The following is a 24,442-nucleotide window of genomic DNA, read 5'->3' as shown; positions in this document are numbered from 1 at the left end:
ATAATCTACGCGGATTTGCATCCGGGTAGAAATCCTCACCGTATCTGCTGCTGAGTATCGTGAGACGCCGGGGCGGAGCCGAACATGCCGGCCCGGCGGTTTACCCTCTCTCCCCCCTGCGGCGGGTTTTCGGAACGCCTGGTGCCCCCGGTTCCGAGCCCGCCGCACTTTCATTCAGAAGCGATAGGCGAGCGACACCTGGGCGACCGGATAGAATTTATAGTCGCTGATATCGTTCTGGATCAGCATCCGCTCGGTCTCCAGATCCGCCGCGAATCCCGCATCCCCCGACAGCGAGCCGCCTGACGAGGTCAGCGAGGTGATCTTCGGCGCGCCGTGATAGACGGCGCCCGCCTCCACCCCCAGCGACAGCTTCGGCGCGATCTCGCCCGAGTATCCGACCGTCAGGGTCGGCGCCCAGTCGCGGACGCGGTAGCTGGCGCGCAAGGTGCCAACCTGCATCGGCGTCACGCTGCGCGGGCCGATGGTCGTGTTGGTGGTCGGCGTGGCGCGCAAGGTCGCCTTGTTGCCGTTGATCCGGAAGCCGGCCGACACGCGGAAGCCATTGTTCGCCGGATAGAAATCGAGCATCGCACCGACCGAGCGGCTGCGCACCGCGCCGTCGAAGGGGATATCGTCCGACTGCGCGTCGATATCGACGATGCCGGTGCCGCCGACCATCGCGTTGGCGCGAACGCCGACCTTCGGCCCCAGCCGCACGCCGACCTCGGGGCCGACGCCCAGCGTGCCGGCGGTGATGCCGGTGGTGATCTCGGGGGTTTCCGCCGCGGCTGGCGCCGCAATCAGCGCCAGCCCGGCAGCACAGAACAGCTTACGCAACATCGACCTTACCCTGTCGAACGCAACTCACTTACGGCACCGATAGCGAACATGAACGGGAATCGTTCCGGCTACGGCGTTGCTCTCTCCGCAACACGGCGATATGTTCGCCTTCTGTTCGATTTTCCGGAGTGAAGATGGCCAAGGCCGCGACCCGCTATGTCTGCCAGTCCTGCGGGGCCGCCCATGCCAAATGGGCGGGCCAGTGCGTCGACTGCCAGGAATGGAACAGCATCCAGGCCGAGGCGACCGCGACGGTCACCGCCTTCTCCGCCAAGCACAGCCTCGCCAGCGGTGGCCGGCTGCTCGACATGACGCGGCTCGACGAGACGGTGGCGCTGCCGCCGCGGCTGCCGAGCGGCATCGCCGAATTGGACCGCGCGCTCGGCGGCGGCATCGTGCCGGCCTCAGCGATCCTGATCGGCGGCGACCCCGGCATCGGCAAGTCGACCTTGCTGCTGCAGGCTGCCGGCCGCATGGCGCAGGCGGGCAGGGGCGTCGCCTATATCACCGGCGAGGAATCGGCGGATCAGGTACGGCTGCGCGCGCAGCGGCTCGGGCTCGACAAGGCGCCGGTGGCGCTCGCCAGCGCTACGTCGGTGCGCGACATCCTGACGACGCTGGCGAAGGGCCCGCCGCCGGCGCTGCTGGTCATCGACTCCATCCAGACGATGCATTCGGACACGCTCGAAGGCGCGCCGGGGACGGTCAGCCAGGTGCGCGCCGCCGCGCAGGAACTGATCCGCTACGCCAAGACCTCGGGCTGCGCGCTGGTGCTGGTCGGCCATGTCACCAAGGACGGCCAGATCGCCGGCCCGCGCGTGCTCGAACATATGGTCGACACCGTCCTCTACTTCGAGGGCGAGCGCAGCCATCAGTATCGCATCCTGCGCGCGGTGAAGAACCGCTTCGGCGGCACCGACGAGATCGGTGTGTTCGCGATGGGCGCCGCCGGTCTCGACGAGGTCGCCAATCCCTCCTCGCTGTTCCTCACCGAGCGCGACCGGCCGGTGTCGGGATCGGTGGTGTTTCCCGCGCTTGAGGGCACGCGGCCGGTGATGGTCGAAATCCAGGCGCTGGTGGTGCGGATCGCCAGCGGTGCCACCCCGCGCCGCGCGGTGGTCGGCTGGGATTCGGCGCGCCTCGCGATGATCCTCGCGGTGCTGGAGGCGCGCTGCGGGCTCTCGCTGTCCACCTGCGAAGTCTATTTGAACGTCGCCGGCGGGCTGAAGGTCAGCGACCCGGCCGCCGATCTCGCGGTGGCCGCGGCGCTCATTTCGGCGCTCACCGAGCAGCCCTTCCCGACCGACACGGTGGCGATGGGCGAGATCGCGCTGTCGGGCGAAGTGCGCACCGCCAGCCACGCGGCGCTGCGGCTGAAAGAGGCGGCGAAGCTCGGCTTCCACGAGGCGCTGATGCCCGCCAACGGCAACGGCGTGCCCAAGGGGATGAAGGCGGCGCAGTTCGGTCGCCTCGGCCAACTCGTTGACCATCTGACCGGCCGCTCATAAGCCTGACATCATGACCGCGTTCGACATTCTCGTCATCCTGATGATCGGCTCCGCCGCCGTGCTCGGCGTGCTGCGCGGGTTCGTCACCGAAATCCTGTCGCTGATCGCCTGGGTGGCGGGCGTCGCGGCGCTGCGGCTGTTCTACGAGCCCGGCTCGGCGTTCGCGGCTGGCATCACCGGCACCGAGACCGGCGGCGCGATCCTCGCCTTCGTGTTCATCTTCCTCGTCACCTTCATCGGCTTCCGCCTGATCGCCCGCTTGCTCGGCGAGCGGACGCGGAAATCGATCGTCGGGCCGGTGGATCGGGTGCTCGGCCTGGGCTTCGGCGCGATCAAGGGCCTGATCGGCGCGGCCTTGCTGTTCCTGCTCATCAACCTGTTCTTCGACGTGACCTGGGGAAAGGACGAGCCCAAGCCCGACTGGCTGCGCTCGGCGAAGACCTATCCGCTGCTGAAGCTGTCGAGCGAGGCGATCGTCGACTGGGTCGAGGAGCAGCGCGCCGCGCCGGGCGTCGCCACCGCGACCGACGGCGGCGGCTATGAGGAAGCGGCCCGCGAAAGCCTCGACGCGCTGCTGAAGAGCGGCGGGCGCGAAGAGCCGGAGCAGCAATAGCTCCCACCCATTCCGTCATACCGGCGAAAGCCGGTATCCAGTTCGACGGGCCGGTCTGGATACCGGCTTTCGCCGGTATGACGGTTGTGGGGTGACAAGGGCGTCGCGCACCACGGGCAGGGATGACGCTGCTGGCCGAAACCGCTAAGCCCGCGCGCATGGACCTCCACCTCTACAATACGCTGACGCGTGAGAAGAAGCCTTTCAAGCCCGCCAATGAAAAGCGGGTGACGATGTATGTGTGCGGCCCCACCGTTTACAACCGCGCCCATATCGGCAACGCGCGCCCCGCTGTCGTCTTCGACGTGCTCGCGCGGCTGCTGCGCCATCGCTATGGCGCCGACAGCGTCGTCTACGCGCGCAACATCACCGACATCGAGGACAAGATCATCGCGTCCGCCGCCGCCGAAGGCGTGCCGATCGAGACGATCACCTCACGGTTTGCGCAGCATTATCTCGACGACATGGGCGCGCTCGGCGTCGCCCGGCCCGATATCGAGCCCTATGCCACCGCGCATGTCCCGCAGATGGTGGCGATGATCGAGCGGCTGATCGACGCCGGCCACGCCTATGCCGCCGAAGGCCATGTGCTGTTCGACGTGCCGAGCTGGCCCGATTATGGCCGGCTGTCGAAGCGGCCGATGGACGAGATGATCGCCGGCGCGCGCGTCGAGGTCGCCCCCTATAAGCGCTCGCCCGCCGATTTCGTGCTGTGGAAGCCGAGCGACGACAGCCAGCCCGGCTGGGACTCGCCCTGGGGCCGCGGCCGCCCCGGCTGGCATATCGAATGCTCGGCGATGATCGAGGCGCATCTCGGCGAGACCATCGACATCCACGCCGGCGGCATCGACCTGCAGTTCCCGCACCATGAGAATGAGGTGGCGCAGTCCGCCTGCTCGCACGGCGGCGCGCCGCTGGCGCGCGTGTGGCTGCACAACGGTTTCCTGTCGATGAACGCCGAGAAGATGTCGAAGTCGCTCGGCAATGTCATCACCGTCGACCGGCTGCTGGCGGCGGGCCACAAGGGCGAAGTGCTGCGGCTGGCGTTGCTGTCGGCACACTACCGCCAGCCGCTCGACTGGACCGACGCGCTGATCGAGCAGTACAAGAAGACGCTCGATCGCTGGTACGCGCGGTTGAACTGGCATCGCCTACGAGGGAAGAACCTCCCGCTTGCGCAGCCACCGGAAACGGTGATGGTGGCGCTTCGCGATGATTTAAACACGCCTAAGGCGATTTCCGAGGTGTCAGCCATCTTTAAGCGGGCCGGTAAGCTCATCGACGCGCAGAATGCTGAAGATGGCCGTGATCTTTCATCCGAAGCGGATTTCGTTGCAGACTACATGGACGAGATCGCCGTGCTCCTAGGTGGTGCGGTGGCCGCCGGTCGCCTGCTCGGTATTCTGCAAAGCGAACCGGAGGAGTGGCTTAAGGGGGCGACGATCGTCTCGGTCGATCCTGCAGATGCCGCTCAGCATCCACAGCTGATAACCATCGTTTCTGCACCGATCCTCCCGCACGATATCGAAGAGCATATTCAGGCCCGAAATGCAGCTCGGGCGGCCAAGGATTTCGCCGCCGCCGACCGCATCCGGCAGGAGCTGACCGACGCCGGGATCGTTCTGGAAGATGGCCCCGGAGGAACGACATGGAAACGCGCCTGAAGCTTGGCCTTGCCGCGATGCTGCTGCTGGCGGTCGCCGCCTGTGACAGCAGCACGCCCGAGGCGCCGAAGGCCGAGCAGCCTGCTGCCGAGGCGCCCGCCGCATCGGCGGTGATCCCGGCTAGCGATCTGCTGATCCGCGAGCAGAGCGAGGTGCTCGATTTCGGCTGGCGCATGGTGCCCGACGTTGCCGCCTTCCCGCCGCTGCTGGCCGCGCTCCGCAAGGAGGCGCAGGAGGCGCTTGAAGACGCGCGCGCGGGCGCCGAGGAGGAGCGCATGGCGCGCGGCCCCGATGCACCGTTCTTCGGCCATTATTGGCAACAGGACTGGAAGGTGGAGGCGGACACGCCGCGGCTGCTCAGCCTCGTCGCGAGCACCGACACCTTCACCGGCGGCGCGCACGGCATGCACTACGCGCGCGGCATCATCTGGGACAAGCAGATCGGCAAGCGCCTCGCGCTGCCCGACCTGTTCGCCGACTGGGCGAAGGCGAAGCCGGTGATCGAGAAGGCCTATTGCGAGGCGCTCGACCGCGAACGCAGCGAGCGGCGCGACGGCGTGAAGATCGGCGGCGAGTTCGACGCCTGCCCGCCGCTGCTCGAACAGACGGTGACGCTTGCCGGCTGGAACGAGAATGCGTCCGGCGGTTTGAAGGTCTATCTCGATCCCTACACCGCGGGCCCTTATGCCGAGGGCAGCTATGAGCTGTGGGTGTTCCCGCAGCCCGAAGTGTCGACGCTGGTGAAGCCCGAGTATCGCCCGGCGGAGTAGCCGCGCCTCTCGCGAGCGAGTAGAGGGCGGCAATGGCCGAGGCGCTCTACAATAATCATATCCTGCGCCTTGCCGCGGCGATCCCGCATCAGGCGCGGCTCGAGGGGCCGCAGGCGAGTGTGCAGCGGGTGAGCCCGATTTGCGGGAGCCGGATTATCGTCGATCTCGATCTCGATGAGGCGGGCCGCGTGGCGCGGTTCGGGCAGGAGGTGCGCGCCTGTGCGCTGGGGCAGGCATCCGCGGCCATCATGGGGGCGGAGGTGCTGGGCAAGACGCCGCTGGAGCTGGCCGCCGCGCGCGATGCGCTGGCCGCCTATCTGAAGGGCGAGGCGGAGACACCGGGGGACTGGCCGGGAATCGAGGCGCTGATGCCGGCCCGCCCGCACAAGGGCCGCCACGGGTCGATCCTGCTCGCCTTCCAGACCGCCGCCGATGCGGCGGCCGACGCGGCGGGGCGCTGATATGGCGGTCGCGCACGAACCGACCCTGCTGCGCGACGCCGTGGTCTATTTGGCCGCCGCGACGGTGGCGGTGCCGCTGTTTCACCGGCTGAAGCTTGGAGCGGTGCTCGGCTATCTTGCCGCCGGGCTGCTGATCGGGCCGCATCTGTTCGGCCTTGTCGCCAACCCGCAGTCGACGCTCGCCTTCTCCGAGTTCGGCATCGTGCTGCTGCTGTTCGTTATCGGGCTGGAGCTGCGCCCGGCGCGGCTGTGGCAGTTGCGCGTTGACATCTTCGGGCTGGGGCTGCTGCAGGTGGCATTGTGCGGCTTGGCCATCACCGGGCTGCTGCTGGCGGTGACCGGGCTCACCTGGCAGGCGGCGCTGGTCGTTGGCCTGCCGCTGGCGCTGTCCTCCACCGCGCTGGTCATCCAGCTCTTGTCGGAGCGGCAGCAGCTCAATACGCCGATGGGCGAGCGCAGCTTCTCGATGCTGCTGTTCCAGGACCTGTCGATTGTGCCGATGCTGACCATCGTCGCGGCGCTGAGCCGGACGCCCGATGCCGGCGCGACCTCGGGGTGGATGCAGGCGGTTTACACCGTTGCGGCGATCGGTGGGCTGGCGCTCGCCGGCCGCTATCTGATGAACCCGCTGTTCAGGGTGATCGCCGAGTTGGGCGCGCGCGAGGCGTTCGTGATCGCGGCGCTGCTGGCGGTGCTGGGCAGCGCCTTCCTGATGGCGAGCCTTGGCTTGTCGATGGCGCTCGGCGCCTTCGTCGCGGGCGTGATGCTCGCCGATTCCAACTACCGGCACGAGCTGGAAGCGGACATCGAGCCATTCAGGGGCCTGCTGCTCGGCCTGTTCTTCATCTCGGTCGGCATGACGCTCGACCTCACCATCCTTGCCGACCGCTGGGCGCTGATCGTCGCGCTGGCGGTGGGGGTGATGGCGGTGAAGACGGCCATCATCGTCGGGCTGGCGCGGCTGTTCGGATCGCCGTGGCGCGCGGCGCTGCCGATGGGGCTGCTGCTGTCGCAGGGCGGCGAGTTCGGCTTCGTGCTGTTCGGGGCGGCCGAGCGGGGCTTGCTGCTGTCGCCGGCGGCGGCCAGCCTGTTCGGCGCAGTGGTCACCGTATCGATGGCGCTGACGCCGCTGGTCATCCGACTGGGCGGGCTGGTGACGGCGCGCGAGGCGCCGGTGACGCTCGCCGGGCCAAGCGCCGCTGCCGGCTGCCGCGTCATCATCGTCGGCTATGGCCGCTTCGGGCAGGGCGTCGAGCGCATGCTGCGCGGGCGCGGCGTCGAGGTGACCTTGATCGACCTGAAACCCTCGCAGATCGAGCTGACCGGCCAGTTCGGCATCAAGGTCTATTATGGCGACGGCCGGCGCGTCGACGTGCTGCGCGCCGCCGGGGCCGACCATGTCGACATGATCGTGTTCGCCGCCGACGGCGGCTGGCTGGGGGCCGATGCGCTGCATAGCGTGCGCGAGGCGTTCCCGCAGGCGCAGCTGCTCGCCCGCGCGTTCGACCGCCGTCATCTGATCGCGCTGCGGCAGGCAGATGTCGAGCTGGTGGTGCGCGAGGTGTTCGAGTCGGCGGTGGCGATGGGGCGGCAGGCGCTAAAGGCGCTCGGCACCGACGATCCGACCATCGACGCCATCGAGACCGAGTATCGCCGCCTGGATGCGGAACGGCTCGCCGTGCAGATGTCGAGCGGCGACTTGCTCGCAGGGCGCCATCTCGTCTACCCGGCGCGCAAGACCATCAACGACGCCGTCGGCGAAATTCCCTTCGCCGGCGACGAGCAGGATGAGGCCCCGAGCAATGCGTAGCATCCATCATTTCATTTCCGGCTCTGCCGTCGCGTCCGCCTCGGGCCGCTTCGGCGACGTGTTCGACCCCAACACGGGCCAGGTGCAGGCGCGGGTGGGCCTCGGCACCGTCGAGGAGCTGGACCGCGCGGTCGCCGTCGCCGTGGAAGCGCAGCGCGGCTGGGCGGCGACCAACCCGCAGCGTCGCGCGCGGGTGATGTTCGAGTTCAAGCGGCTCTTGGAAGCCAATATGGACGAACTGGCGCATCTGCTGTCGTCGGAGCACGGCAAGGTGATCGCGGACTCCAAGGGCGACATCCAGCGCGGGCTCGAGGTCATCGAGTTCGCCTGCGGCATCCCGCATCTGTTGAAGGGCGAGTACACGCAGGGCGCGGGTCCGGGGATCGACGTCTATTCGATGCGCCAGCCGCTCGGTGTGGTCGCCGGCATCACCCCGTTCAACTTCCCGGCGATGATCCCGATGTGGATGTTCGGGGTGGCGATTGCGTGCGGCAACGCCTTCATCCTGAAGCCGAGCGAGCGTGATCCGAGCGTGCCGGTGCGCCTCGCCGAGCTGATGATGGAAGCGGGGCTGCCCGAGGGTGTCCTCAACGTCGTGCAGGGCGACAAGACGGTGGTCGACGCCATCCTCGATCATCAGGACATCAAGGCGGTGAGCTTTGTCGGGTCGAGCGATATCGCCCACTATGTCTACCAGCGCGGCGTTGCCGCGGGGAAGCGGGTGCAGGCGATGGGCGGCGCCAAGAACCACGGCATCGTGCTCCCCGACGCCGACCTCGACCAGACGGTGGCCGACCTCGTCGGCGCCGCCTTCGGCTCGGCGGGCGAGCGCTGCATGGCGCTGCCCGTGGTGGTCCCCGTGGGCGACCAGACCGCACAGGCCTTGAAGGATCGGCTGCTGCCCGAGATCGAGAAGCTGCGCCTCGGTGTCAGCACCGATGCGGATGCGCACTACGGCCCGGTGATCAACGCCGCCCATAAAGCGAAGGTCGAGAGCTATATCGAGATGGGGGTGCGAGAAGGCGCCGAGCTGGTGGTCGACGGCCGGGGCTTCAAGCTGCAGGGGCATGAGGACGGCTTCTTCGTCGGCCCGACCTTCTTCGACCGCGTTACCCCCGACATGCAGAGCTACAAGGAAGAGATCTTCGGCCCTGTCCTGCAGATGGTGCGCGCGCAGAGCTTCGAGGAGGCGCTCGCGCTGCCGACCAACCACCAGTACGGCAACGGCGTCGCCATCTTCACCCGCAACGGCGCCGCGGCGCGGGAGTTCGCCGCGAACGTCGAGGTCGGCATGGTCGGCATCAACGTGCCGATCCCGGTGCCGGTGGCCTACCACACTTTTGGCGGCTGGAAGCGCTCCGCCTTCGGCGACACCAACCAGCATGGCCCGGAAGGCATCCGCTTCTTCACCAAGGTCAAGACCATCACCCAGCGCTGGCCCGCAGGCGGACCCGTCACCGACAGCAGCTTCATCATCCCGACGATGCGCTAAACTGAAAGCCAAGAGACCATGAGCGAAACGCCCCCCGACCGTCTGTCGACCAACCCCAAGGACCCGCATTGCGACCCTGCGCTTCTCGAGCGCGGCGTCGGGATTCGCTTCAATGGCGTCGAAAAGACCAATGTGGAGGAATATTGCGTCAGCGAAGGCTGGATCCGCGTGGCCGCCGGCGCCAGCCGTGACCGTCATGGCAACCCCATGACATTGAAGCTGAAAGGCACGGTGGAACCCTATTTCAAGGACACCCCCAAAGCCGAAGAGTCGGCCGACTAACCTAGGCTATTTGGACACGAGAACGGCTTCATGTAGATGAACAGGACCGCCGGGGCGCTTATCGGCCCCGGCCGGCCTAGTTGTTGTCGCGCTGCCAGACGGAACACCCATGACTCCATTCGGACCCCGCTCGGTCTATGTGGTCGACGATGATGTCGCCGTGCGCGAGGCGACACATACGCTGTTGGCCACGGCCGGCTATGAACCCCAGGCCTTCGTGTCGGGCCGTGAGTTTCTCGACGAGGCCGACCTTCATGGCGGGGGCTGCGTCCTTCTCGACATCTGCATGCCGGGGCCGAACGGGCTCGACGTGCAAGCGATGATGGTGAAGCGCGGCTCCAACCTGTCGGTGATCATGGTGACCGGCCACGGCGACGTGGCGACGGCGGTGCTGGCGATGAAAACGGGCGCCACCGATTTCCTCGAAAAGCCCTATCGCCCGGTGGCGCTGCTCGACGCGGTGAAGCGCGGCCTGCGGGTGTCGGCGGCGCAGGTCACCGACATTCAGGATTCGAAGAAACGTATCGCGCGGCTGACCCCGCGCGAGAATGAGGTGCTGCACGGGCTGATGGCCGGCGGCTCGAACAAGAGTATCGCCCGCCAGTTGAACGTCAGCCCGCGCACCGTCGAGATGCACCGCGCCAATCTGATGGAGCGGCTGGGCGCCCGATCGCTGCCCGAGGCGCTGCGCGTGGCCCATGAGGCGGGATTCAGCGGGGCATAGGGCCTGCCTTCCGAGTTCGCGATGGCCGGGATCGCCGTCTGAGCCGCTTTGGGTAGGAGCGGGAGCGGCGGCGGGCCAAGTGGCCCGACGAGCGACGGCGACACCCCCAAAGCGGCTCAGACGGCGACCGCTCCGCGGCACGGCGTCATTCGCCGCCCGGACGTCGTCGTGTCGTCGGTCACGATGCTCAAGCATCGCTCTCCTCCTAACTCCTCGCCGGACAACGAAGCCCGCCGTGTCACGGCCGTCGCGAACTCGGAAGGCAGGCCCTTGGTTCGCTCGCTTACGGCTTCACCTTGGGCGCTGGCTTCGGCTATAGCCCCGACATGACCGATCAATTCGCCCTCACCGAGGACCAGCGCGCGATCCAGGAAATGGCGCAGCGCTTCACCGCCGACGCGATCACGCCCTTCGCGGCGGAGTGGGACGAGAAGGCTTTCTTCCCGCGCGACACCATCAAGGCCGCCGCCGAACTCGGCTTCGGCGCGATCTATGTGTCGGAAGGATCGGGCGGCATCGGGCTCGGGCGGCTCGAATCGGCGCTGATCATGGAGGCGATGGCCTATGGCTGCCCCTCCACCTCGGCGTTCATCTCGATCCACAACATGGCGAGCTGGATGATCGACTGCTTCGGCAGCGAGGCGGTGAAGGCGAAATATCTGCCGAGCCTCGTGACCATGGACAAGATCGCCAGCTATTGCCTGACCGAGCCGGGCTCGGGCTCCGACGCGGCGGCGCTGAAGACGCGCGCGGTGCGCGAGGGTGATCATTATGTGGTCAGCGGATCGAAGGCGTTCATCTCGGGCGGCGGCGCCAACGACGTCTATGTGACGATGGTGCGCACCGGTGAGGCGGGGCCGAAGGGCATCTCCTGTCTGGTCATCGACAAGGACACGCCGGGCGTCAGCTTCGGCGCCAACGAGCGCAAGATGGGCTGGAAGAACCAGCCGACCAGCCAGGTGAATTTCGACGGCGCGAAGGTCCCGGTCGAGAATCTGGTCGGCGCGGAAGGGCAGGGCTTCGCCATCGCGATGGCCGGCCTCGACGGCGGACGGCTCAACATCGGCGCCTGCTCGCTCGGCGGCGCGCAGCGCGCCATCGATGAGACGCTCGCCTACACGCGGCAGCGCAGCCAGTTCGGCAAGGCGATCGCCGACTTCCAGAACACCCAGTTCCGCCTCGCCGACATGGCGACCGAGCTGGAGGCGGCGCGCATCCTGCTCTACGCCGCCGCCGCCAAAGTGAGCGCCGGCGCGCCCGACAAGACCAAGTTCGCGGCGATGGCGAAGCGCCTCGCCACCGACACCGGCATGGCGGTGGTCGACCGGGCGCTGCAGCTGCACGGCGGCTACGGCTATCTGCAGGATTATCCGATCGAGAAGCTGTTCCGCGACCTGCGCGTCCACCAAATCCTCGAGGGCACCAACGAGATCATGCGGATGATCGTCGCCCGCGAGATGATGCGAACGGCAAACTGAAGCCGCTACTCGCCCTCGCCGCGCTGAACGGCCTGCTCGGCGTCCTCGTCGGCGCGTTCGGCGCGCATGGCATCACCGACCCGCAGGCGAAGGCGTGGATCGCCACCGGCGCCACCTATGGCCTCACCCATGCCGCCGCAGCGTTCGCGGTGGCGGGTCGGTCGCAAGGCAGCGCCTGGGCGATGACGGTGGGTGCGCTGATCTTCTCCGCGTCGCTCTACGTCATCGCACTGGCGGGCGTTCGCGCGCTCGGCATGCTGGCGCCGGTCGGCGGCACCTTGATGATGATCGGCTGGGCGTGGCTGATCTGGAGCGTGCTGCGCGCCAAATAGACGAAGGGCGGGGATCGCTCCCCGCCCTCAAGCTCTCCCAAGCTTTTTCGGTATCAGTTCTGCGGCTGCGGCTCGCCCGAGAAGCCGCCGCGGCGGCCGGTCTTGGGGATGGCTGAGACGCCCGACAGCGACGGCGGAATCGGCGTCGCCGAGCCGCCGCGGTCGATATGCTCGCCCGCGATCACGCGCTTGATCTCGTCGCCCGACAGCGTCTCATATTCGAGCAGCGCGCCGGCCAGCGTGTGGAGCTGGTCGACATTGTCGGTCAGCACCTGCTTGGCCTTATCATAGCCGCCGGTGACGATGCGCTTGATCTCCTCGTCGATCGTCTGCGCGGTGCGCTCCGAAACGTTCTGCTGGCGCGATACCGAGTGGCCGAGGAACACCTCTTCCTGGTTCTCGCTGTACTTCAGCGGGCCGAGCACGTCGGACATGCCCCATTGGGTGACCATGTTGCGCGCGAGGTCGGTCGCCATCTGGATGTCTCCGCTCGCGCCCGACGAGACCTTGTCGTAGCCGAACACCAATTCCTCGGCGACGCGGCCGCCCATCGCCACCGAGAGATTGGCGTGCATCTTGTCGCGATGGAGCGAATAGGCGTCACGCTCCGGCAGGCGCATCACCATGCCGAGCGCGCGGCCGCGTGGGATGATCGTCGCCTTGTGGATCGGGTCCGACGCCGGCTCGTGCAGCGCGACGATGGCGTGGCCAGCCTCGTGATAGGCGGTCATGCGCTTCTCGTCCTCGGTCATGACCATCGACTTGCGCTCGACGCCCATCATGACCTTGTCCTTCGCCTCCTCGAAGTCGATCATCGAGACGAGGCGCTTGCCCTTGCGGGCGGCCAGCAGCGCGGCTTCGTTGACGAGGTTGGCGAGGTCGGCACCCGAGAAGCCCGGCGTGCCGCGCGCGATGACGCGGGCGATGACGTCGGGGGCCAGCGGCACCTTGCGCATGTGCACCTGCAGGATGCGCTCGCGGCCTTCGATATCGGGACGGCCGACGACGACCTGACGGTCGAAACGGCCCGGACGCAGCAGCGCGGGGTCGAGCACGTCGGGGCGGTTGGTCGCCGCGACGATGATGATACCCTCGTTGGCGTCGAAGCCGTCCATCTCGACGAGAAGCTGGTTGAGCGTCTGCTCGCGCTCGTCGTTGCCGCCCCCAAGGCCCGCGCCGCGATGGCGGCCGACGGCGTCGATCTCGTCGATGAAGATGATGCAGGGCGCCGACTTCTTCGCCTGCTCGAACATGTCGCGCACGCGGCTGGCGCCGACGCCGACGAACATCTCGACGAAGTCCGAACCCGAAATGGTGAAGAAGGGGACGTTCGCCTCACCCGCGATGGCGCGGGCGAGCAGCGTCTTGCCGGTGCCGGGCGGGCCGACGAGCAGCGCGCCCTTCGGAATCTTGCCGCCCAGGCGGTGGAACTTGCCCGGGTCCTTCAGGAAGTCGACGATCTCCTGAAGCTCCTCGCGCGCCTCGTCGATGCCGGCGACATCGTCGAAGGTGACGCGGCCGTGCTTCTCGGTCAGCAGCTTGGCGCGGCTCTTGCCGAAGCCCATGGCGCCGCGGCCCGCGCCGTTCTGCATCTGGCGCATCACGAAGATCCAGATGCCGAGGACGAGCACGAAGGGCAGCATGTTGATGAGGATCGCCGAGAACAGCGAACGCTGCTCCTCCGGCTGCGCGCTGAAGCGCACGCCGCGCTCGCGCATCGTCGAGATCAGTTCGGGGTCGCCCATCGGCGGCACGGTGGTCTTGAATACCTGGTCGTTCGACAGCCGGCCCATGATCTGCTGGCCGCGCATCTCGACCTGCTTCACCGAGCCTTCCTCGACCTTGGCGAGGAAGTCCGAATAGACGAGGTCGGTCGCCTGGCTCGACGAGCTGGAGGACGGGTTGAACACCGACACCACCACCACGAGCACGAGCAGGATGGCCACCCACATGCCGAGGCTCTTCATCCACGGATTGGGCGGGCGTTTCGGTTGGTCGGCCATCGTCGGTTTCAAACCCTTCTGTCGCGAACGTCCAACATAGGAGCGCCGAGGTTAACAGCAATGCTTGGCGAGCGTTCTAGCGGCTTTCCGCGCCCGATCGTCGCGGGGGTGCCGCCGCAAAACGCCAGATTCGGCCCCCTTCGGCCCGGATTCCGCCGAGCGTGGCGGTTTCGCCGGCCTGTAGCGCTGCCAGCAACCGGTCGATCTCGGCGCCGCGCGACTCGGGGGCGGCGAGCGTTTTGAGCGCGCGGATCAGCAAGCGGCGCTGCAGTTCGCGGGGCAAATCGGCGGCATCTAGATGCAGTTCACCGGCCGTTTCGGAGGCCCGCCCTGCCCAGGCGAGATCGGCGGTCCACGCCAGCGCGGCCTCGGCCTCGGCAAGATGCGCGGCGCTGGCGGCGAGGCCGGCAGCGTCGAGATCGGGGAGGGCGGCGAGCCAGCGGCGGGCGTGGGTGCGGTCGAAACGGGCGTTGTGGTTGGAGGGGTCGTCGGCCGCGGTCAGCCCCGCGGCGAGGACCACCGCCGCGAGGTCGGCGCGGCGGGCGTCGAGCAGCGGGCGGAGGAGGGTGACGCCGGTGGGGAGGCGGCGGGTGACGCGGACGCCGGCGAGCCCGGCGAGGCCGGAACCGCGCGCGAGGCGCAGCAGCAGGGTTTCCGCCTGATCATCGGCATGATGGGCGGTCACCAGCCAGACGATGCCGTTCGCCACGCACCAGTCGCTCATCAATGCATAGCGCGCGTCACGGGCGGCGGCTTGCAGGTTGCCGGTGGGCTTGGGCCCTTCCCAAGGCAGCGTCGTATGCGGCACGCCGAGGTGGGCGCAGATGGCCGCGACGCCGGCCGCCTCATCCGCTCCTTCGGGACGCAGGCCATGATCGACGGTCAGTGCGCGTACCCGCGCGCCAAAAGCGGCGTGGGCGAGCAGCAGCAGCGCGAGGCTGTCGGGGCCGCCCGAGACGGCGACGGCGAGCGGCTCCTCGTCGCCGAGCGGCCGCCCGATCAGTCGTTCGACGTCGCCGGCTAGGCCGCGCACTTGGCGGCAGTGCGCGCATTGGCGAACTGCGGCTTCAGGGCGGGCTTCATGTCGGCGCCGTAGACCTGGTTGGCGAGGTCATAGACCTTGCAGGCCTGCGGGGCGCGATCCATGCGGACCAGCACGTCGCCGAGCCAGTAGAGGCTTTCCTGCGCGCGGTCGCCGGTGGGCAGTTTCTGCTGATTGTCGAAGAATACCCGCGCGGCGCGTTCGAAGTCGCCCTGCGCGATCAGGCTGCGGCCGACCCAATAGTTGGCCATGCTGACGCGCGTCGACTTGGGGTATTTGGCGACGAACGCGGTGAGGTCGGTGACCGCCTTGGCATTGTCCTTGGCGACGACGCTGGCATAGGCGGCCTGATAGGCGGCCTCGGCATCGCCCGCCGGGGTGGTGGTGGCGGGCGTCGCCTGCTTCGGCGTCGCGGTGGCCGGGGCGCGCGGGGCGGGCAGGATCGGGGCGCTGTCAGCGATGATCGCCGGGCTGCCGGGCGCGGTGCCGGCGGTGGTCGCGGCGCCGCCGCCTTCGAGCTGGGTCAGCCGATATTCGGTATCGGTGCGGAATTTGGTCAGCGCTTCCTCGAGCTGGCGCGTCTTGAAGGTCGCCTGCTCGACCTGGCCGGTCATCGATTGGAGCTGGCGCTCCAGCGCGTCGACGCGGGCGGTGAGGTCGGTGATCGGCGAGCTTGCGGGCACGCCGGTCGGCGCCGCCGCGGCCGGGTCGGTCGGCTGGAATTCGGGCTCGAAATAGCGCTTGTCGCCGCCCGGAAAGACCTTCCGCTGCACGGCGCGCATCTCGGATTCGAGCTTGTCGATCCGGCGTTCGGTCGGGCGCAAATCCTGCGCCGCCGCCGGCATCGCCACGGCGATCAGCCCGACGCACATCAATGACTTCAGCATGGTGCGGACCATGGCCGTCTCCCGCTCGATCTACTTATCGGTTGGGCTTCTGCCCTCCCGCCGACTCGCTGACAAGCTGAACGCGCCCGGCTGTACCTGCGATGAAGCGCCTCAACGCCCCCGCGACAGCGCCCTACCGACCACGCGAGAGCAGCGACGCCGGCGCCAAGCTGACGTCCTGCACCATCTCTTCCGGCCCGCCGAGCGACGGGATCGCGCGGCCGTTGACGGTGATGCGTAGCGCGCCGGCGCGGCCGGTCCACAGCTGCAAATCCTCTCGGCCGGGCGGCAGCGCATAACTCTCGCCCGCCTTCAGCGTGCCCATCTTCACCGTCTGCTGCGCGGCGTCGTAGACCTTGATCCACACTTCGCTGTTCGCGGTGATGACGACGGGGCCGGCCGCGGTGGCGGCGAGCGCGGGGTCGATCGGCTGCGGGCCTGCCGCCGCGGTCGGATCGACGGGCGGCACGCCGATGTCGCCGGTCGGCTCGGCGAGCGCCGGGTCGGTGGCGTTCGCCGCATATTCCTCTTCGGGGGCGGGCTCGACCGGTGCGGCCATCTCGGCGGGCGCGGGCGGCATCGGCTCGCGGTTGAACATGCCGTTGCCCCAGGCCCAGACGCCGGCGACGACGATGACGACCGCCAGCAGCGCGCCGGCGATGACGCCGCGCGGCGGCACGCGCGATTCGTCGAGCGGCTCCAGCGGCATGGTCTGCGGGACGTGCGCGACCTTGTTGGTCTCCGCCTTGAACTGCGCGGCCATTTCCTCGGGCGGCAGGCCGACATAGCGCGCGAAGGTCTTCACGAAGCCGATGCTGTAGGTCAGCGCCGGCAGGCTCTCATGCGCGTCGCCCTCGATGGCGGCGAGGTGGCGCACCGGCACGCGTGTGTCGCGGGCGATGTCGGTAAGCTCGAGGCCCTTTTCGGTGCGCGCGCGCCGCAGCCGTTCACCGACCCGCGGCGAACCTACGTCGAACACGTCGCCCAGCGGCGCCTGATACTCTTCCACCACGATAATCCCCGCCTTTGACCCGGAAACCTAAGCCTCGCGCCCGGTCCCGTCCCTGTCAACGCCGAACGCCGCGCCCATCGCGCCGTCCGTCTCTAGTTTCGTATGATTCCCTGTGCATCCGCCGCTTCGGTCAGCCTGGCGCGAATGTCGCTGCACCCGCTGTCGAGCCAGCCCGCCATCGCCTCGCGCAGCGGCAGAATTTCCGCCGAGCGCACCATCGCCTTGATCGGGCCGACGGCGGCCGGGGTGATCGACAGCCGCTCGATGCCGATCGCCATCAGCGCGAGGCTCTCCAAGGGCCGGCCGCCCATCTCGCCGCACACCGACAGCGGCTTGCCCGCTGCCTTCGCCGCGGTGGCCACCCGGCGCAGGAAGCGCAGCACAGCGGGCGACAGCCAGTCGTAGCGGTCGGCGAGGCGCGGGTCGGCGCGGTCGGCGGCGAACAGGAACTGCGTCAGGTCGTTGGTGCCGACCGACATGAAGTCGATGCGCGGGAACAGCGTGTCGAGCATCTCGGCCAGCGCCGGCACCTCGAGCATGACGCCGTAGCGGATTTCCTTCGGGGTCGGGCGGTTGGTGCGCGCGAGATAGGCGCGCTGCTCCTCGACCAGCGCCTTCGCCGCATCGAACTCCCAGGGCTCGCTGACCATCGGGAACATGATGTGCAGCACCCGGCCGGCGCCGGCATCGAGCAGAGCGCGCGCCTGCACCTTCATCAGGCCGCCGCGATCGAGCGCGAGCCGTAGCGCGCGCCAGCCCATGGCGGGGTTCTCTTCCTCATGCAGCTCGTCGCGCATGTAGGGGACGGCCTTGTCGCCGCCGATGTCGACGGTGCGGAACACCACCGGCTTGTCGCCGGCAGCCTCCAGCACGTCGCGATAGAGGCGCGTCTGGCGCTCGCGGCGCGGCAGGGTGGCGGAGACGAGGAACTGGAATTCGGTACGGAAGAGCCCGATGCCGTCGGCATTCACTTCCTCGAAGCCGGGCAAGTCGGCGCGCAGGCCGGCGTTCATCATCAGCTTGACGTCGATGCCGTCCTTCGAGGTCGCCGGCAGGTCGCGGATCTTGGCATATTCCGCCTGCCGCCGGGCACGCAGCGAGCTGACCGCCTGGAACTGCTTCACCACGTTCGCCGTAGGGCGGATGAACAGGGCGCTGGTGGTGGCGTCGACCAACAGCGGATCGCCCTCGACCACGACACGCGTCAGGTCCTTCAGGCGCCCGAGCATCGGCACGCCCATGGCGCGCGCGACGATGGTGACGTGCGAGGTGAGCGAGCCTTCCTCCAGCACCACGCCCTTGAGGAAACGCCGATCATATTCGAGCAGCTCGGCGGGGCCGAGGTTGCGTGCGACGAGGATGGCGTCCTGCTTCAGGCCCAGTTGCGCGGCGGTGCCGAGCTTGCCGGCGACGATGCGGATCAGCCGGTTCGACAGATCCTCGAGGTCATGCATGCGCTCGCGCAGATAGGGATCGTCGATCTTCTGCATGCGCTCGCGGGTGCGCTGCTGCACACGCTCGATCGCCGCCTCGGCGGTGAGGCCGCTGTCGATCGCCTCGTTGATGCGCCGCGACCAGCCCTCGTCGTAGGCGAACATCTTGTAGGTCTCGAGGATGTCCTCATGGTCGCCGGGGCCGGCGAATTCGGCCTGACCGACCATGCGATCGATCTGCTCGCGCATGCGAACGAAGGCGTCATAGACGCGCTTGCGCTCATATTCGATGTCCTCGGCGACGGTATGCTCGACGATGACGCGCGGCTGGTGGAACACCGCGATGCCGCGGGCGAGACCGTCGACCAGCTTAAGGCCATTGAGGCGCACCTGGCCGCTGCTCTGCGCGCGCACCTTGGCGATCGACAGGTCGTCGATCAGCCCGGCGCTGGCGATCAGCTCCGACAGCACCATCGCGGTGGTCTGCAGTGCCTCGATCTCGACATCGGCATAGTCGCGCGGGTCGACATGCTGGACGGAGAGCACGCCGACCGCCGCCTCGCGCCGGATGATCGGGACGCCGGCGAAGCTGTGGAACAGCTCCTCGCCGGTTTCCGGCAGATAGACGAACGCCGGGTGATTGCCCGCCTCGGCGAGGTTCAGCGGATTGCGCGTCTCGGCGATGGTGCCGACGAGACCCTGGCCCATGCCGAGCTTGGTGACGTGCACCGCAGTCTGCGCGAGGCCCTTGGTCGCGTAGAGTTCGAGAACGCCGTCGCGCAACAGGTAGATCGAGCAGACTTCCGAGTTCAGCGCCTCGGCGATGATCTCGGTAACGCGGTTGAGCTTGGCTTGCGCGCCGGTGCGCGACGCCATGACATCGTGGAGCCGGCGCAGAATCTCGCGCGCGGCGACGGCGGCGGTGATCGCCGCCGGGTTCAACCCGCCCGCTCGGCGAGCGCGGTCGCCGCCTCCGCCACCAGGCTGCCGATGATATCGGCGGCCGGTTCTTCCTTCGTCACCATGCCGACCGACTGGCCCGCCATCAGCGAGCCGCCCTCGACGTCGCCATCGACGACGGCGCGCCGCAGCGCGCCGGCCCAGTAGTGCTCGATCTGCAGCTGCGCCTCGGCAAGCTCGACGGCGCCGGCATCGAGCTGGCCGACCATCTCGCGCTGCTTCGCCGTGAACGCCTCGGTCCCGGCGTTCTTCAGCGCGCGCACCGGGATCACCGGCAGGCGCGGGTCGAACTGGACGCTGGCCAGCGCGTCGCGGGCAGACGCCCGGATGAACGCGCGCTTGAAATTGGCATGGGCGACGCTTTCGGTCGCGCAAACAAAGCGCGTGCCGAGTTGCACGCCCGACGCACCCATTTCGAGATAGGCGGCAATCGCGCTGCCGCGGCCGATGCCGCCGGCGATGAATACGGGCAGTTGCGGCGACATTTCGGGCAGGATTTCCTGCGCCAGCACCGAGGTTGACACCGGGCCGATGTGGCCGCCGGCTTCCGAGCCTTCGATGATCAGCGCATCGGCGCCCGAGCGCGCCAGCTTCTTCGCCAGCGCCAGCGCCGGGGCGAAGCACATCAGCTTGGCGCCCGCCGCCTTGATTGCCTCGATCGCCGCGCCCGAGGGGAGCCCGCCGGCCAGCACGATGTGGCCGACCTTGTGCTTGGCGCACACCGCGATCAGCTCAAGCATCTGCGGGTGCATGGTGATGAGATTGACGCCGAAGGGCTTCGAGGTGAGCGCCTTGGTGGCGGCGATCTCCTCGTCGAGCCGCGCCGGGTCCATCGCGCCGCAGGCGATGACGCCGAAGCCGCCGGCGTTCGAAATGGCGGCGACGAGGTTGCGCTCCGACACCCAGGTCATCGCGCCGGCCATGATCGCATAGCGCGTGCCAAGGAATTCGGCGCCGCGGGCCATCAGCCGGTCGAGGTGGGACACGCTCACGCGAAATCCTCCCCGGAACGGGGAGGGGGACCGCCGCAGGCGGTGGAGGGGCGGCGCGAAGCGCCGGCTGTGCCGGCGTCCCCTCCACCAGCTTCGCTGGTCCCCCTCCCCGTTCCGGGGAGGATGTGGAAGGTCACCCTCATGCCGCGTCCAGGCCGTAGGCGGTGTGGAGCACGCGGACGGCGAGCTCGGTATATTCCTCGGCGATCAGCACCGAGACCTTGATCTCCGACGTGGTGATCGCCTGGATGTTGATGCCGCGCGAGCCCAGCGCCTGGAACATCGTCTGCGCGACGCCGGCGTGGCTGCGCATGCCGACGCCGACCACCGAGATCTTGGCGACATTGTCGTCGGTGATCAGGCGGGAATAGCCGATGTCGGCCTTCGCCTTGTCGAGCACGTCGAGCGACTTCGGCAGGTCGGTGCGCGGCACCGTGAAGGTCACGTCGGTGTTGCCGGTGTCGTGCGCGATGTTCTGCACGATCATGTCGACGTTGACGTTGGCCTCGGCGAGCGGCCCGAACAGCGCGCCGACCGAGCCGGGGCGGTCGGGCACCTCGACGACGGTGATCTTCGCCTCGTTGCGATTATAGGCCACGCCAGTGATGAGCTGCTGTTCCACGACTTCGTCCTCGTCCACGACGAACGTGCCGGGCGTGTCGTTGAACGACGACAGCACCTGCACGCGTACCTTTTCCTTCATCGCCAGCTCGACCGAGCGGGTCTGCAGCACCTTGGCGCCGACGCTCGCCAGCTCCAGCATCTCCTCATAGGTGACGCGTTCGAGCTTGCGTGCCCTGGGCACGATGCGCGGGTCGGTGGTGTAGACGCCGTCGACGTCCGTGTAGATGTCGCAGCGCTCCGCCTTCAGCGCCGCCGCGACCGCCACCGCGCTGGTGTCCGAGCCGCCACGCCCCAGGGTGGTCACGCGGTTGCCGTCGGCCAGACCCTGGAAGCCGGGGATCACCGCCACTTCGCCGCGTGTCATTGCTTCGCCGACCGGCCCGGTTTCCATGCCGAGGATGCGCGCCGAGCTGTGCGCGTCCGAGGTGTGGATCGGCAATTGCCAGCCGAGCCAGGAGCGGGCGGGCACGCCCATCGCCTGCAGGGTGATGGCGAGGAGGCCGCTCGTCACCTGCTCGCCGGCGGCGACGACGACGTCATATTCGCGCGGGTCGTGCAGCGGCGAGGCCTCGCGGCAGAAGCCGACCAGCCGGTCGGTCTCGCCCGCCATCGCCGACACCACCACCGCCACCTCGTTACCCGCCTCGACCTCGCGTTTGACCCGCGATGCGACGTTCCTGATGCGCTCGATGCCGGCCATCGACGTGCCGCCGAATTTCATCACGATGCGGGCCATGAAGCGCTGCGCGGTCCTGCGTTGGAAAGGAGCCTATCGGCGGGGTCGCGGCCTTGATAGGTACATGGGGATATGAAGGCAAGCGAAGCCCCCGAACTGGCTGCGAAAGCGGCCTCGATCGACCCCCGCGAGGTAGCGCTGTTCGGCGGCATCGCCGGCGAATGGTGGGATCCGAAGGGCAGCTCGAAGCTGCTTCATGCGATCAACCCGGTACGGCTCGGCTACATCCGGGCGCGCGCGCTCGACCATTTCGGGCGCGACCCGACGGCGCGGAGCCCGTTTGCCGAGCTGCGCGCGCTCGACGTCGGCTGCGGCGGCGGGCTGCTGTGCGAACCGCTGGCGCGGATGGGGTTCGCGACCACCGGCCTCGACGCCGCGCCGGAGAATGTCGCGGTGGCGACGGCGCATGCGGCGGCGATGGGGGTGGATGTCAGCTATCGCAGCGGGTCGGCGGAGGCGCTGGCGGCGGAATTGCCGGGCAGCTTCGACCTCGTCACCTGCTTGGAAGTCGTCGAGCATGTCGCCGACTTGGGTGCCTTCCTGTCGGCATTGTCGGCGCTGCTGGCGCCGGGCGGGCTGCTGGTGTTCTCGACACCCAACCGCACGCCGCAATCCTATGCGGTGCTGATCGTCGGCGCCGAGCGGGTGCTGAAGAGCATCCCCGAGGGCGCCCACGACTGGAACAAGTTCCTGACGCCCGAAGAGCTGACCGCCGCGCTGGCGAAGGCCGGACTGAAAGTGCGCGAGACCACCGGCCTCGGCTACGCGCTCGGCCGCGGCTTCGCCATCGGCGGCGACATGAGCATCAACTATATCGGGACGGCGACCGCCGCTTAGAGGAAGCGGGCGACCACGTCGCGGTAGCTGCGGCTGACCTTTACCTGCGCGCCGCTGCCCAGCACCAGGAAGCATTCGCCGTTGGTGTGCGGCTTCACCTGACGGACCTGCTCAAGGTTGACGATGGTCGAGCGGTGGACGCGCTGGAACTTGCGCGGGTCGAGGCGCTTTTCGAGGTCCTTCATCGTCTCGCGCAGGATCAGCGTGTTGTCGCCGGTGTAGATGCACATGTAGTCGCCGGCGGCGTCGATGCGCTCGATGCTCTCCACGTCGACGCGGAAGATCTGGCCGCGATCCTTGATGTTGATGAGCTTTTCGAAGCGGTTGGACGCGGGCGCCTCGGCGGCGCTCGGCATTTCCTGCACCGCCTCGGGCGCGACCTCGGCGAGCAGGGTCTTCAGCCGCTCGCTCTCCTCGCCGGCGCGCTTCTCGCCCAACCGCTGGCGGATGCGCTCCATGGTGGCGGCGAGGCGCTCCTCCTCGACCGGCTTCATCAGATAGTCGACCGCCTGCGCCTCGAAGGCCTTCAGCGCGAATTCGTTGTAGGCGGTGACGAAGACGAACAGCGGCGGCTCGACCTCGGCGAGGCCCGAGACCACCGAGAAACCGTCGAAGCCCGGCATCTGGATGTCCAAAAAGACCAGATCGGGCTTGTGCGTCTTGATCGAGCGGATCGCCTCCCGCCCGTTGGCGCAGCGATCGATGATCTCGACCTCGGGGAAGGCCTGCAGGCGCAGTTCGAGTCCCTGGATGGCGAGCGTCTCGTCGTCGACAAGGATCGTGCGGATCTTCACGGGGTAATCTCCTTCTGCGCCGCGGCGCTGGCTGCGGGCCGGCCGTCGCCCAACGGGGCGCCAGCGCCGAGACCCGGCAGGTAGGGAATGTCGATCGTCACGATGAGGCCCGTCGGCTGGTTGGGGCCGAGTTCGAAGCGGTGATCTGAGCCATAGGCCTGAGCGAGACGATCCCTGATGTTCGCCAGTCCAACCCCTGAAGACGAGTTGAGTTTCGGCGCCGTGTCATTCAGTCCCGGCCCGGTGTCGGTGAGGGTGATGACGAGGCGGTCGCTGACCACGCGGGCATCGAGCGCGATGTCGGCGCCTTCCTCCATCGGCGTGACGGCATATTTGATCGCGTTTTCAACGAGCGGCTGCAGCAGCAGCGACGGAACCTGACCCTGCGTGGCGCGGGGATCGACGGTGACGGTGAAGCGCAGCCGCTGCTCGAACCGCATGCGCTCGATATCGAGATATTGGCGCAGCGCCTCCACCTCCTGCGCCACGCTGACCATCTGCGTCGGGTCGCCGACGAGGCTGTAGCGGAGGAAAGAGGAGAGCCGCGACAGCATGGCGTTCGCCCGCTCGGTCTGCTTCAGCAGCACCAGCGTGGAGATTGAATTGAGCGTGTTGAACAGGAAATGCGGATTGAGCTGATAGCGCAGCATCGCCAGCTGCGCCGCGTTGGCCTGCGCCGCCACCTTCAGCATGCGTTCGGACTGCGCCGACAGCAGCAGATAATAATTGATACCGTAGTAGAGCGCGGTCCAGGCACCGAGCACCGACAGGTCGAGCAGGATGGCGCCGAAGAATTCGATGCCGACCGGATTCCAGCCGGGCTCGTACAGCCAGGCGTGGAACCGCACCTCGATCACCGAGAAGAGCAGCGCCGCGGTGCCGAGGATGAGGAGGGTGAGCGGCCACATCCAGATCGGCTTCATGCGGATGATGCGCCGGAAGGCGGCGGCCATCAGCAGGGTCAGCGAGAAGCCGGTAAGGGTGACGACGAAGGTGGGCAGGATGAAGGTCAGGCCCATCTTGTTGGCGAGGCCGCCGAGGCCGCGCAGCACGAAATAGGCACCCCAGCCGCCGCCCTGGAGAATCCAGAACGCACGGTTCTTGTCGGAGAAGAAGCTTTCGGTGCGGAGGCCGGTCAACGCCAT

23 protein-coding genes are annotated in these 24,442 nt (G+C 68.1%); 12 read left to right on the top strand and 11 right to left on the bottom strand.

Annotated elements, in window-relative coordinates; genetic code table 11:
• Positions 1-174: 174 nt before the first annotated feature.
• Complete coding sequence (locus ACFOMD_RS08695) at positions 175-843, bottom strand: hypothetical protein (RefSeq protein ID WP_380859922.1); 669 nt, start codon at positions 841-843, stop codon at positions 175-177.
• Positions 844-977: 134 nt separating this feature from the next.
• On the opposite strand from ACFOMD_RS08695, the gene radA reads away from it, so the two are divergent.
• The 10 genes from radA to ACFOMD_RS08645 all read left to right on the top strand — a co-directional run bounded on the left by radA (position 978) and on the right by ACFOMD_RS08645 (position 11,645).
• Positions 978-2,351, top strand: a complete 1,374-nt coding sequence (gene radA / locus ACFOMD_RS08690; RefSeq protein ID WP_380859919.1) for a DNA repair protein RadA — start codon at positions 978-980, stop codon at positions 2,349-2,351.
• Between the two features lie 10 nt (positions 2,352-2,361).
• A complete protein-coding gene (locus ACFOMD_RS08685) occupies positions 2,362-2,964 on the top strand; it encodes a CvpA family protein (RefSeq protein WP_380859916.1) in 603 nt (200 codons plus the stop codon).
• A gap of 158 nt (positions 2,965-3,122) precedes the next feature.
• A complete protein-coding gene (gene cysS / locus ACFOMD_RS08680; protein WP_380859914.1) occupies positions 3,123-4,628 on the top strand; it encodes a cysteine--tRNA ligase in 1,506 nt (501 codons plus the stop codon).
• The gene (locus tag ACFOMD_RS08675) at positions 4,613-5,398 is read left to right on the top strand and encodes a DUF4163 domain-containing protein (protein ID WP_380859912.1); all 786 of its coding nucleotides are present in this window, start codon (positions 4,613-4,615) and stop codon (positions 5,396-5,398) included. The genes cysS and ACFOMD_RS08675 overlap by 16 nt, the downstream gene beginning before the upstream one ends.
• 32 nt (positions 5,399-5,430) lie before the next feature.
• On the top strand, positions 5,431-5,859 hold the full coding sequence (locus ACFOMD_RS08670) for an iron-sulfur cluster assembly scaffold protein (protein WP_380859910.1): 429 nt from the start codon (positions 5,431-5,433) through the stop codon (positions 5,857-5,859).
• A 1-nt stretch (position 5,860) separates the two neighbouring features.
• Positions 5,861-7,669 (top strand): monovalent cation:proton antiporter-2 (CPA2) family protein, encoded by a 1,809-nt coding sequence (locus ACFOMD_RS08665; protein WP_380859908.1) that lies wholly within the window; start codon positions 5,861-5,863, stop codon positions 7,667-7,669.
• Positions 7,662-9,161: a CoA-acylating methylmalonate-semialdehyde dehydrogenase gene (locus tag ACFOMD_RS08660; RefSeq protein WP_380859905.1), complete on the top strand. Its 1,500-nt coding sequence runs from the start codon at positions 7,662-7,664 to the stop codon at positions 9,159-9,161. The genes ACFOMD_RS08665 and ACFOMD_RS08660 overlap by 8 nt, the downstream gene beginning before the upstream one ends.
• An 18-nt stretch (positions 9,162-9,179) precedes the next feature.
• Positions 9,180-9,443, top strand: a complete 264-nt coding sequence (locus tag ACFOMD_RS08655) for a DUF3297 family protein (protein WP_380859902.1) — start codon at positions 9,180-9,182, stop codon at positions 9,441-9,443.
• Between the two features lie 109 nt (positions 9,444-9,552).
• Entirely contained in the window at positions 9,553-10,167 is a 615-nt protein-coding gene (locus ACFOMD_RS08650) for a response regulator transcription factor (RefSeq protein WP_380859899.1), read from the top strand.
• A gap of 326 nt (positions 10,168-10,493) precedes the next feature.
• A complete protein-coding gene (locus ACFOMD_RS08645; RefSeq protein WP_380859896.1) occupies positions 10,494-11,645 on the top strand; it encodes an acyl-CoA dehydrogenase family protein in 1,152 nt (383 codons plus the stop codon).
• A gap of 5 nt (positions 11,646-11,650) precedes the next feature.
• Here ACFOMD_RS08645 and ACFOMD_RS08640 read toward each other — a convergent pair whose 3' ends face one another.
• Positions 11,651-11,776: a hypothetical protein gene (locus ACFOMD_RS08640; RefSeq protein ID WP_380859893.1), complete on the bottom strand. Its 126-nt coding sequence runs from the start codon at positions 11,774-11,776 to the stop codon at positions 11,651-11,653.
• Between ACFOMD_RS08640 and ACFOMD_RS08635 the strand changes: the two genes are divergently transcribed.
• Positions 11,717-11,977 carry a DUF423 domain-containing protein gene (locus ACFOMD_RS08635; protein WP_380860085.1) on the top strand — a complete coding sequence of 87 codons (261 nt, stop codon included), beginning with the start codon at positions 11,717-11,719 and terminating at the stop codon, positions 11,975-11,977. The genes ACFOMD_RS08640 and ACFOMD_RS08635 overlap by 60 nt on opposite strands.
• Positions 11,978-12,030: 53 nt before the next feature.
• Here the strand turns inward: ACFOMD_RS08635 and ftsH are convergent, their stop codons facing one another.
• The 7 genes from ftsH to ACFOMD_RS08600 all read right to left on the bottom strand — a co-directional run bounded on the left by ftsH (position 12,031) and on the right by ACFOMD_RS08600 (position 21,666).
• Positions 12,031-13,980: an ATP-dependent zinc metalloprotease FtsH gene (gene ftsH, locus ACFOMD_RS08630; protein WP_380859890.1), complete on the bottom strand. Its 1,950-nt coding sequence runs from the start codon at positions 13,978-13,980 to the stop codon at positions 12,031-12,033.
• A gap of 76 nt (positions 13,981-14,056) precedes the next feature.
• Positions 14,057-15,013, bottom strand: a complete 957-nt coding sequence (gene tilS, locus ACFOMD_RS08625; RefSeq protein ID WP_380859888.1) for a tRNA lysidine(34) synthetase TilS — start codon at positions 15,011-15,013, stop codon at positions 14,057-14,059.
• Entirely contained in the window at positions 15,001-15,921 is a 921-nt protein-coding gene (locus tag ACFOMD_RS08620; protein ID WP_380859885.1) for a tetratricopeptide repeat protein, read from the bottom strand. The genes tilS and ACFOMD_RS08620 overlap by 13 nt, the downstream gene beginning before the upstream one ends.
• A gap of 121 nt (positions 15,922-16,042) precedes the next feature.
• Complete coding sequence (locus ACFOMD_RS08615; RefSeq protein WP_380859882.1) at positions 16,043-16,918, bottom strand: helix-turn-helix domain-containing protein; 876 nt, start codon at positions 16,916-16,918, stop codon at positions 16,043-16,045.
• 95 nt (positions 16,919-17,013) lie between these two features.
• On the bottom strand, positions 17,014-19,230 hold the full coding sequence (gene ptsP, locus ACFOMD_RS08610; RefSeq protein WP_380860082.1) for a phosphoenolpyruvate--protein phosphotransferase: 2,217 nt from the start codon (positions 19,228-19,230) through the stop codon (positions 17,014-17,016).
• Positions 19,231-19,292: 62 nt separating this feature from the next.
• The gene (locus tag ACFOMD_RS08605) at positions 19,293-20,279 is read right to left on the bottom strand and encodes an NAD(P)H-dependent flavin oxidoreductase (protein ID WP_380860079.1); all 987 of its coding nucleotides are present in this window, start codon (positions 20,277-20,279) and stop codon (positions 19,293-19,295) included.
• Between the two features lie 166 nt (positions 20,280-20,445).
• Positions 20,446-21,666, bottom strand: coding sequence for an aspartate kinase (locus ACFOMD_RS08600; protein WP_380859879.1), 1,221 nt, complete (start codon positions 21,664-21,666; stop codon positions 20,446-20,448).
• A 72-nt stretch (positions 21,667-21,738) separates the two neighbouring features.
• On the opposite strand from ACFOMD_RS08600, the gene ubiG reads away from it, so the two are divergent.
• Complete coding sequence (gene ubiG, locus ACFOMD_RS08595; RefSeq protein ID WP_380859877.1) at positions 21,739-22,503, top strand: bifunctional 2-polyprenyl-6-hydroxyphenol methylase/3-demethylubiquinol 3-O-methyltransferase UbiG; 765 nt, start codon at positions 21,739-21,741, stop codon at positions 22,501-22,503.
• On the opposite strand, the gene ACFOMD_RS08590 is transcribed toward ubiG, so the two are convergent.
• Both ACFOMD_RS08590 and ACFOMD_RS08585 read right to left on the bottom strand, forming a co-directional pair.
• Positions 22,500-23,297 carry a LytR/AlgR family response regulator transcription factor gene (locus ACFOMD_RS08590; RefSeq protein WP_380859874.1) on the bottom strand — a complete coding sequence of 266 codons (798 nt, stop codon included), beginning with the start codon at positions 23,295-23,297 and terminating at the stop codon, positions 22,500-22,502. The two genes, ubiG and ACFOMD_RS08590, sit on opposite strands and share 4 nt — an antisense overlap.
• Positions 23,294-24,442 carry a sensor histidine kinase gene (locus ACFOMD_RS08585; RefSeq protein ID WP_380859871.1) on the bottom strand — a complete coding sequence of 383 codons (1,149 nt, stop codon included), beginning with the start codon at positions 24,440-24,442 and terminating at the stop codon, positions 23,294-23,296. The genes ACFOMD_RS08590 and ACFOMD_RS08585 overlap by 4 nt, the downstream gene beginning before the upstream one ends.

The sequence above is a fragment of the Sphingoaurantiacus capsulatus genome (genome assembly GCF_042648405.1).
Lineage (GTDB): Bacteria > Pseudomonadota > Alphaproteobacteria > Sphingomonadales > Sphingomonadaceae > Sphingoaurantiacus > Sphingoaurantiacus capsulatus.
The sequence above is the reverse complement of the archived record's forward strand: the minus strand, read 5'-3'. Positions and strand labels throughout refer to the sequence as shown.

What these genes read in the sequence shown, in the direction of transcription:
- ACFOMD_RS08600 (WP_380859879.1), bottom strand. Translation starts at nt 21,666, where the DNA reads ATGGCCCGCATCGTGATGAAATTCGGCGGCACGTCGATGGCCGGCATC.
- ptsP (WP_380860082.1), bottom strand. Translation starts at nt 19,230, where the DNA reads ATGGCGTCGCGCACCGGCGCGCAAGCCAAGCTCAACCGCGTTACCGAG.
- ACFOMD_RS08620 (WP_380859885.1), bottom strand. Translation starts at nt 15,921, where the DNA reads ATGGTCCGCACCATGCTGAAGTCATTGATGTGCGTCGGGCTGATCGCC.
- ACFOMD_RS08605 (WP_380860079.1), bottom strand. Translation starts at nt 20,279, where the DNA reads ATGGCCCGCGGCGCCGAATTCCTTGGCACGCGCTATGCGATCATGGCC.
- ACFOMD_RS08675 (WP_380859912.1), top strand. Translation starts at nt 4,613, where the DNA reads ATGGAAACGCGCCTGAAGCTTGGCCTTGCCGCGATGCTGCTGCTGGCG.
- ACFOMD_RS08650 (WP_380859899.1), top strand. Translation starts at nt 9,553, where the DNA reads ATGACTCCATTCGGACCCCGCTCGGTCTATGTGGTCGACGATGATGTC.
- ACFOMD_RS08660 (WP_380859905.1), top strand. Translation starts at nt 7,662, where the DNA reads ATGCGTAGCATCCATCATTTCATTTCCGGCTCTGCCGTCGCGTCCGCC.
- ACFOMD_RS08670 (WP_380859910.1), top strand. Translation starts at nt 5,431, where the DNA reads ATGGCCGAGGCGCTCTACAATAATCATATCCTGCGCCTTGCCGCGGCG.
- ACFOMD_RS08665 (WP_380859908.1), top strand. Translation starts at nt 5,861, where the DNA reads ATGGCGGTCGCGCACGAACCGACCCTGCTGCGCGACGCCGTGGTCTAT.
- ftsH (WP_380859890.1), bottom strand. Translation starts at nt 13,980, where the DNA reads ATGGCCGACCAACCGAAACGCCCGCCCAATCCGTGGATGAAGAGCCTC.
- ACFOMD_RS08685 (WP_380859916.1), top strand. Translation starts at nt 2,362, where the DNA reads ATGACCGCGTTCGACATTCTCGTCATCCTGATGATCGGCTCCGCCGCC.
- ACFOMD_RS08645 (WP_380859896.1), top strand. Translation starts at nt 10,494, where the DNA reads ATGACCGATCAATTCGCCCTCACCGAGGACCAGCGCGCGATCCAGGAA.
- cysS (WP_380859914.1), top strand. Translation starts at nt 3,123, where the DNA reads ATGGACCTCCACCTCTACAATACGCTGACGCGTGAGAAGAAGCCTTTC.
- ubiG (WP_380859877.1), top strand. Translation starts at nt 21,739, where the DNA reads ATGAAGGCAAGCGAAGCCCCCGAACTGGCTGCGAAAGCGGCCTCGATC.
- radA (WP_380859919.1), top strand. Translation starts at nt 978, where the DNA reads ATGGCCAAGGCCGCGACCCGCTATGTCTGCCAGTCCTGCGGGGCCGCC.
- ACFOMD_RS08640 (WP_380859893.1), bottom strand. Translation starts at nt 11,776, where the DNA reads ATGGGTGAGGCCATAGGTGGCGCCGGTGGCGATCCACGCCTTCGCCTG.
- ACFOMD_RS08655 (WP_380859902.1), top strand. Translation starts at nt 9,180, where the DNA reads ATGAGCGAAACGCCCCCCGACCGTCTGTCGACCAACCCCAAGGACCCG.
- ACFOMD_RS08695 (WP_380859922.1), bottom strand. Translation starts at nt 843, where the DNA reads ATGTTGCGTAAGCTGTTCTGTGCTGCCGGGCTGGCGCTGATTGCGGCG.
- ACFOMD_RS08585 (WP_380859871.1), bottom strand. Translation starts at nt 24,442, where the DNA reads ATGGCGTTGACCGGCCTCCGCACCGAAAGCTTCTTCTCCGACAAGAAC.